General features: G+C 62.4%; 5 protein-coding genes. 3 read left to right on the plus strand and 2 right to left on the minus strand.

Annotated elements, in window-relative coordinates; genetic code table 11:
- The coding region (locus tag GSQ89_RS02210) for a gamma-glutamyltransferase (protein ID WP_158921577.1) at nt 1-1545 on the minus strand (1545 nt) is incomplete at its 3' end.
- Here GSQ89_RS02210 and GSQ89_RS02215 point away from each other — a divergent pair.
- Together GSQ89_RS02215 and GSQ89_RS02220 are read left to right on the plus strand one after the other, a co-directional pair.
- Nucleotides 1530-2315 (plus strand): EI24 domain-containing protein, encoded by a 786-nt coding sequence (locus GSQ89_RS02215; protein WP_256367294.1) that lies wholly within the window; start codon nt 1530-1532, stop codon nt 2313-2315. The genes GSQ89_RS02210 and GSQ89_RS02215 overlap by 16 nt on opposite strands.
- A 102-nt stretch (nt 2316-2417) precedes the next feature.
- Nucleotides 2418-3107 carry a polymer-forming cytoskeletal protein gene (locus GSQ89_RS02220; protein ID WP_254073038.1) on the plus strand — a complete coding sequence of 230 codons (690 nt, stop codon included), beginning with the start codon at nt 2418-2420 and terminating at the stop codon, nt 3105-3107.
- A gap of 33 nt (nt 3108-3140) precedes the next feature.
- Here the strand turns inward: GSQ89_RS02220 and GSQ89_RS02225 are convergent, their stop codons facing one another.
- A complete protein-coding gene (locus tag GSQ89_RS02225) occupies nt 3141-5426 on the minus strand; it encodes an NADP-dependent malic enzyme (RefSeq protein WP_158921581.1) in 2286 nt (761 codons plus the stop codon).
- 133 nt (nt 5427-5559) lie between these two features.
- Here GSQ89_RS02225 and mnmG point away from each other — a divergent pair.
- The coding region (gene mnmG / locus GSQ89_RS02230; RefSeq protein ID WP_158921583.1) for a tRNA uridine-5-carboxymethylaminomethyl(34) synthesis enzyme MnmG at nt 5560-7034 on the plus strand (1475 nt) is incomplete at its 3' end.

A 7034-nucleotide genomic window follows, 5' to 3' on the forward strand; every position in this document is an offset into this window, starting at 1 on the left:
CGATGCCGCATCGCTGATTCCCATACGATTGCCATCAGCCTGTGAAACTATGACGTTGGGGCAGGCAAAGTTGATGGGCATGACGCCGTGTTCCACGACCTCGGTCCGACCATCCGCGGACAGGGCGTCTATGACGTCCGCCGGCAGACGCCGGTCCGCGGAGAGGTATTCGGGATCGGACACGTCGATCCGAGGATGATGCGCGGCTTCCTCGAGAGGCATGCCGAAGTCGGTGACGAAGGCCAGCATTTGCGTGACAGACGCCAGAATCCGTCTCCCACCCGATGCGCCGGCCGCAAAGCAGGGCCGGTCCCCGTCGCGCAGGATGATCGGCAGCATGTTCGTCAGCGGCCGCTTTCCGCCGGCAATCGAGTTGGGCTGGTTCGGACGCGGATCGAACCACATGACGCCGTTGTTGATCAGAATGCCTGTCTTGGGCAGTACCACGCGGCTTCCCATCGACGATAGAAGGGTCGAGGTCAGTGCCACCATGGTTCCCTCCTGGTCGCAGACGGTCAGATGCGTGGTGCACGTTTCGGCCGCCAGCGGGTCGGCGTCGCCGAGCCCTTCCAGCCGTTCCTTGTAAGCCTGTTTCATCGCCCGTCCGAGGGCGACGTACCAATCGGCATCCGGTTTGGTGCCCGCGCGGACAGGTTTCATTTGCTCCAGCACCCGCATCATGGTCGGTGCGGCTGTCAGTCCGCCCGCCAGTTGCAAGGTTTGGCCCCGCCAGGGGAATTGCATCGCCGGGCGTACCCGCGCCTGGCAGGACCGAAGATCGTCGGCCGAAAGCACGCCGCCCATGTCTTTGACGTCGCTGGCGATCGCGGCGGCGATGTCTCCGTCATATTGGTCGCGCAATCCCGCACGGGACAGGTGTTCCAGCGTATCGGCCAGCGCCCCAAGGCGGAAAAACCCCGGGGTGCCCTGGTAGGGCGCGACCGGCGGTAGGCCGTCAGGCAGATAGATACGGGCACTTTCGGCGTAGCGGCGCAATACGGACGCAGAGGAGCCGACTTTTAATGTCGTGTACCAGTCCTGGGGCAATCCCCGTTTCGCGAGAGCGATAGCCGGGGCAATAATCTCCGCCAGCGGCAATTTCCCCCACGTGTTGTGCATGTGGGCGTATCCGGCGGCAGAGGACGGGATCGCGAACGATAGCGGGCCGTGGATGTTCGCGTCACCCTCCACTTCCGGCCATGCGAACAGATCCTGCTTCAAGCGGCCGGTCAGTTTGAAAGCCGAGGGAACGAGATTTCGCGGGGCGACAGGGCCGAAATCGACGACATCCGCAGTCGGCTGCCCCGCGCGATGTATCAGCGCAAAGCCAATTCCACCGAGACCCGAATTCCATGGCTCAACCGCCGCCAGTGCCAACGCGGTCGCCACAGCGGCGTCCACCGCATTGCCGCCGGCATCCAGAATCGCGACTCCGGCCTCGGCGGCGCTGCGAACCTGGGAAACAACGATACCGCGACGCCCTTGGGCGGATGGCTTCGACAACACCCAATTCTGGGTGAAGTGGGGGGATGGGACGTAGGTCATCCGCTTCTCTCCTTTTGGGCGCTCGGAATGTGTGCCGAGATTATAGGCGATGCTATGTGTTCCTGCGAAATATCGCCTCTAAAAGGTCAAACGTGTCCGCACCGATTACCCGCGCTCTGAGTCAGCTGGACGACCCAACCTTCAGGGGAGTCCTCTTGCGCAGTATCGCCTGGTCGATCGCTTGCTTCGCGGCACTGCATGCCGGCGCCGTTTGGATCATTCATCGTATCCTGGCTCTGCATGGCTGGCTGGCATGGGCCGCCGACATTCTTGGCTCAGTCGGCGTATCGCTGCTCACACTGTGGCTGTTTCTGCCCGTCGCGACGGCGATCGGCATGCTGTACCTCGACCGGATCGCCAGAGCCGTTGAGAGCCGGTTGTATCCGTGGCTTCCACCACCCCACGGCGCCTCTCTCCTGGAACAGGTTTGGGACGGTGTGGCGGTGGCCCTGACAGTGCTGGCTTTGAATATCGCGGCGCTGATCCTGATCTTTCTACTGCCGGGTATCGGCTTGGTACTGGGCTGGATGATCGGCGCGTACGCCATCGGACGGGGGTTGTTCGTCGCCGTCGCGATGCGACGGATGCCACGCACGATGGCGGAGTCGCTGTATCGGACGAGTCGGGGCGTGGTTCTCATGCAAGGTGCGATTTTGGCCCTGGCGTCGTACATCCCCATCCTGAATCTGCTGGTGCCGATCATCGGCGTTGCGGCCATGGTCCACGCCCTCGACATGGCCCTGGCGGCGGCGGAGAGCCCCGGCGCATGACGGATTTCGAGGGCCATCGGCGCTGGTAACATAAACGGGATGTTGTTTGCCGGGCATGCTCCATGGTAGGCGAAGGCTTCTCTTTCAGTTTGGTAGAGTGTCTTGTTCAAACGTCGCAAACCCGACGAGCCGTCTTCGGCCTCGATCGATGGCCCGCTACCAGCGGGTCTGCCGGTCATTCCGGAGACATCAAGGGCGGAACAATCCGATTCGGATTTTCGCCCCGCCACCGTGAGCCCTGTCCAGCCACCATTGGATAACGGCCTTGGTGTTCCTCCTTTCCGCCCGGCTCCGCTTAAGGATGCGCATAACATGTCCCGACCGCCTTTTCCGTCTGCTCCGACTACACCTGCCTCCCCCGCCCCACCCGCGTCCGCTCGACCTGGTGCAACGATGGTCCGCCCGGGATCACGCGACCCTTCTGAGCGCCGGACGCTCGTTGTCGGACGTGGCATCAGTGTGCAGGGTGTGGTTCAGGACGCCGAACGCCTTGTTGTCGAAGGCACCGTCGAAGCGACGATGATCCATGCGACGGAACTCGCGATCGCGCCGGGAGGGGTGTTCAAGGGCGAAATCGAGGTGGAAGACGCCGAGATCGCGGGCACCATCGACGGTACGCTGACCGCTCGTGGCAGCATGATCATCCGTGGCAGCGGCAAGGTTCTGGGGACGGCTCGCTGCCGGCGCCTGCAGGTCGAGGATGGTGGCCAGATCACCGGCAGAATCGAGATGATTACTGATCAACCTCAAAGCGACCTGCCGCCTCGCCAAAACGCCGAACCGGCGATCTAACCGGTTCGGCTTTTCTGTTGCGTTGCCTGCTGCCTATCGGCTGATGGCCTGATAGGCAGCGAGGCACGCCAGATCGACGATCTGACTGGATGATGCATCCATCGGCATGATCTGGACAGGCTTTTCCAAGCCGAGAAGCAGCGGACCAATTGTGGTACCGCCGCCAAGATGATGTGCCAGACGTCCTGCGATGTGAGCAGAATGGAGCCCTGGCACGACAAGGACATTGGCGTCCCCAGTCAATCGACAGAACGGATAAAGTGCGCGGATGGATGGCTGCAAGGCTACGTCCGGGCTCAGTTCACCGTCGTACTCGAAATCAACTTTCCGTTGATCGAGGATAGCGACCGCATCACGCATCGGAATAACGCGATCGTGTGCAGGGTCGCCGAATGTCGAGTGCGATAGCAAGGCGACCCGTGGCTCATGACCAAGATGACGAGCAGCCGCAGCGGCCCCGACCACGATATCGGCCAATTGGGTGGCGTCGGGACGGAAATTGACCAAGGTGTCCGCGAGGAAGATGGTTTTTCCACGCATGCCGACCAACAGGCTTAGTCCGAACGGTATCGCGCCCTTGGCTGGCCCGATCGCATGGCGGATGTCGCTCAGACAAACCGACGCGGATCGGGTGAGTCCTGTCACCATGGCATCGGCATCGCCTGTCGCCACCATGCAGGCGGCGAAAACGTTTCGATCCTGGTTGACTATGCGCTGGATATCGCGTTGCAGGTGCCCCTGGCGCTGTAGCCGAGCATACAGGAAATCGACATATTTCTTGTTGTTTCCGGAGAGACGGGCATTGTGGATTTCGATGCCGTCGAGATGACCGAGACCGAGGCCCGCCATCGTTGCCCTGACACGATCCTCCCGCCCGATCAGGACCGGCTGCCCATAGCCCGCGTTGCGGAACGCGACGGCGGCCCGCACGATCTTTTCTTCCTCGCCCTCCGCGAAGACAACCCGGCGTGGATTCTCCCGCACCATCTCCATCGTCGCGTCCAAGGCATCAGCCGTGGGATCAAGCCGCCCGGAGAGACCGCGTGTATAGCGACGGATGTCCTCGATCGGCTTCTGGGCAACCCCCGAGTCCATCGCTGCCTTCGCAACCGCCGGCGGTATCCGGGCGATCAGCCTCGGGTCGAACGCGTTGGGAATAATGTATTCTGGACCGAAGGCCAAACGGCGGCCGGCCGAGGCGGAATGGACCTCGTCGGGGACATCCTCCCGAGCAAGCTTGGCTAAAGCCTCCGCCGCGGCAATCTTCATGGCGTCATTGATGGTGCTGGCCCGGACGTCCAACGCGCCTCGGAAAATGTATGGGAAGCCGAGAACGTTGTTCACCTGATTGGGATAGTCGCTGCGCCCGGTGGCAATGATCGCATGCGGACTGGCGGCCCTTGCCTCCTCAGGGGTGATTTCCGGATCCGGATTAGCCATGGCGAAGATAATTGGTTTGTCAGCCATGGACGTGACCATCTGCTGGGTCAGGGCGCCCTTCACCGAAAGACCGAAGAAAACGTCCGTCCCCTCCATGGCCTGACTGAGGGTTCGGGCTTTGGTCACCGCGGCATGGGCCGATTTCCATTGGTTCATGCCCTCCATGCGCCCCTGATAGACAACACCTTTGGTATCACACAGGATCACGTGGTCCGGACGCATGCCCATTGCTTTCAACAATTCAACGCAGGCAATCGCTGCCGCTCCGGCACCGTTCACGACCAGCTTGGTTTCACGAAGCTCGCGGCCGGTGAGGTGACAGGCATTGATCAGGCCAGCAGCGGCGACGATCGCGGTGCCGTGCTGGTCATCGTGGAAGACCGGGATGTCCATCAATTCGCGCAAACGCTGCTCGATGACGAAGCATTCCGGCGCCTTGATGTCCTCCAGGTTGATCCCGCCGAAGCCCGGCCCCAGGAAGCGGACGGCGTTGACGAATTCCTCGATGTCCTCGGTGCCCACTTCGAGATCGATACCATCGACGTCGGCAAACCGTTTGAAGAGCGCGACCTTGCCTTCCATGACCGGCTTGGATGCGACCGCCCCCAGGTTGCCGAGGCCAAGAACGGCGGTGCCGTTCGAAATGACGGCGACCATGTTGCCTTTGGTCGTGTAGTCATAGGCAAGCGACGGGTCGCGAGCGATTTCGAGGCAAGGCGCCGCAACACCGGGCGAATAGGCCAGGGAGAGATCTCGGGCTGTGGTGATCGGCTTGCTGATCCGCGTCTCCAGCTTGCCCGGCCGGCCAGTGGCATGCATGACCAATGCCTCTTCCGCGGAAATCCGTGCGGTGCGTGTATCGATCGCGCCATCGGCCATGGCCGTATCTCCCCCATTGCTTACTTGTGCCCGGTCGGGGCTGCTGTCCCATCATGGCCTTGCCGCGCATTCGACGAAAGGGGCGGCGGTAAGGCATGGCGAGAGGGCGCGCTTCTATGGCAGAAAGGTGGTCATGAGCAACCGGTTCGACGTGATTGTTATTGGCGGGGGGCATGCCGGAAGCGAGGCGGCGGCGGCGGCGGCGCGTGTGGGTGCCCACACGTTGCTGTTGACCCACTCACTGGGAACGATCGGCGAGATGTCGTGCAATCCGTCTATCGGCGGGATTGGTAAAGGCCATTTGGTGCGGGAGATCGACGCATTGGACGGGCTGATGGGGCGAGCCGCTGATGCAGCCGGCATCCATTTCAAGCTGCTGAACCGCAGCAAGGGCCCCGCGGTGCGTGGCCCGCGTGCGCAGGCGGATCGTTCGCTTTACCGCCGAGCAATACGCACGTTGCTGGAGGAGACGGCGAACCTCACATTGCGGGCGGCCGCGGCAGAAGACCTTGAGACGGATCGCGATGGGTGCATAACGGCCGTCATTTGTGCCGGAGGGCAACGAATCGATTGCCGGGCGGTCGTGCTGACAACCGGCACGTTTCTTCGCGGGGTTATCCATATCGGCGACCGTCAAACGCCCGCCGGCCGTGTGGGGGAAGCGCCGTCGATCGGGTTGGCGCAAACTCTGAGCCGGCTCGGATTGCCGCTTGGCCGTCTCAAGACGGGGACTCCGCCGCGACTGGACCGAAGGACGATCGATTGGGCGGGTTTGCGCGCTGACCCTGGTGACGATCAGCCGCAACCGTTCAGTACGATGACGCCCCGCCTGCTGAATCGGCAGATCGCATGCAGGGTGACAGGGACGACTGAGGCGACGCACGCGGTTATACGGGAGAATATCCACCGGTCGGCTGTTTACTCGGGCCAGATCGCTGGACGGGGTCCGCGGTATTGTCCTTCGATCGAGGACAAGATTGTCCGCTTCTCGGACAAGGATCGCCACAATGTCTTCCTGGAGCCGGAAGGCCTGGACGATCCGACGGTGTACCCGAACGGCATCTCGACCAGCTTGCCGGAAGATGTGCAGCAGGCGATCTTGAAGACGATTCCGGGTCTGGAACATGCTCGCATGATCCGTCCGGGCTATGCCGTCGAATATGATTACGTTGATCCTCGCGCATTGACGCGAGGGCTTGAACTTCGGGCAATGCCGGGGCTGTTCCTGGCCGGCCAGGTCAACGGCACGACCGGATACGAGGAAGCTGCCGCACAAGGTCTACTCGCTGGGATCAATGCCGCCCGCACGGCCGGTGGGCAGAACTCGGTATGGCTTGATCGGACGGAATCCTACCTGGGCGTCATGGTTGACGACCTGACGGCCCAAGGGGTCGCGGAACCGTATCGGATGTTCACGTCGCGCGCCGAATTCCGGCTCAGTCTGAGGGCGGATAACGCCGACCTGCGGTTGACCGGCAAGGGAATCGCGTGGGGCTGCGTCAGCCGGGCGCGGGAAGTTGCGTTCAACGCGCATCAGTCGGCCTTGCGGACCGCGATGGAACGGGCGCGCCAGGAAGGTTTGCCGGCGGTTGCGATGGACCGGGTGGG

Origin of the sequence: Acidisphaera sp. S103, from assembly GCF_009765975.1 — a bacterium.
Lineage (GTDB): Bacteria > Pseudomonadota > Alphaproteobacteria > Acetobacterales > Acetobacteraceae > Rhodopila.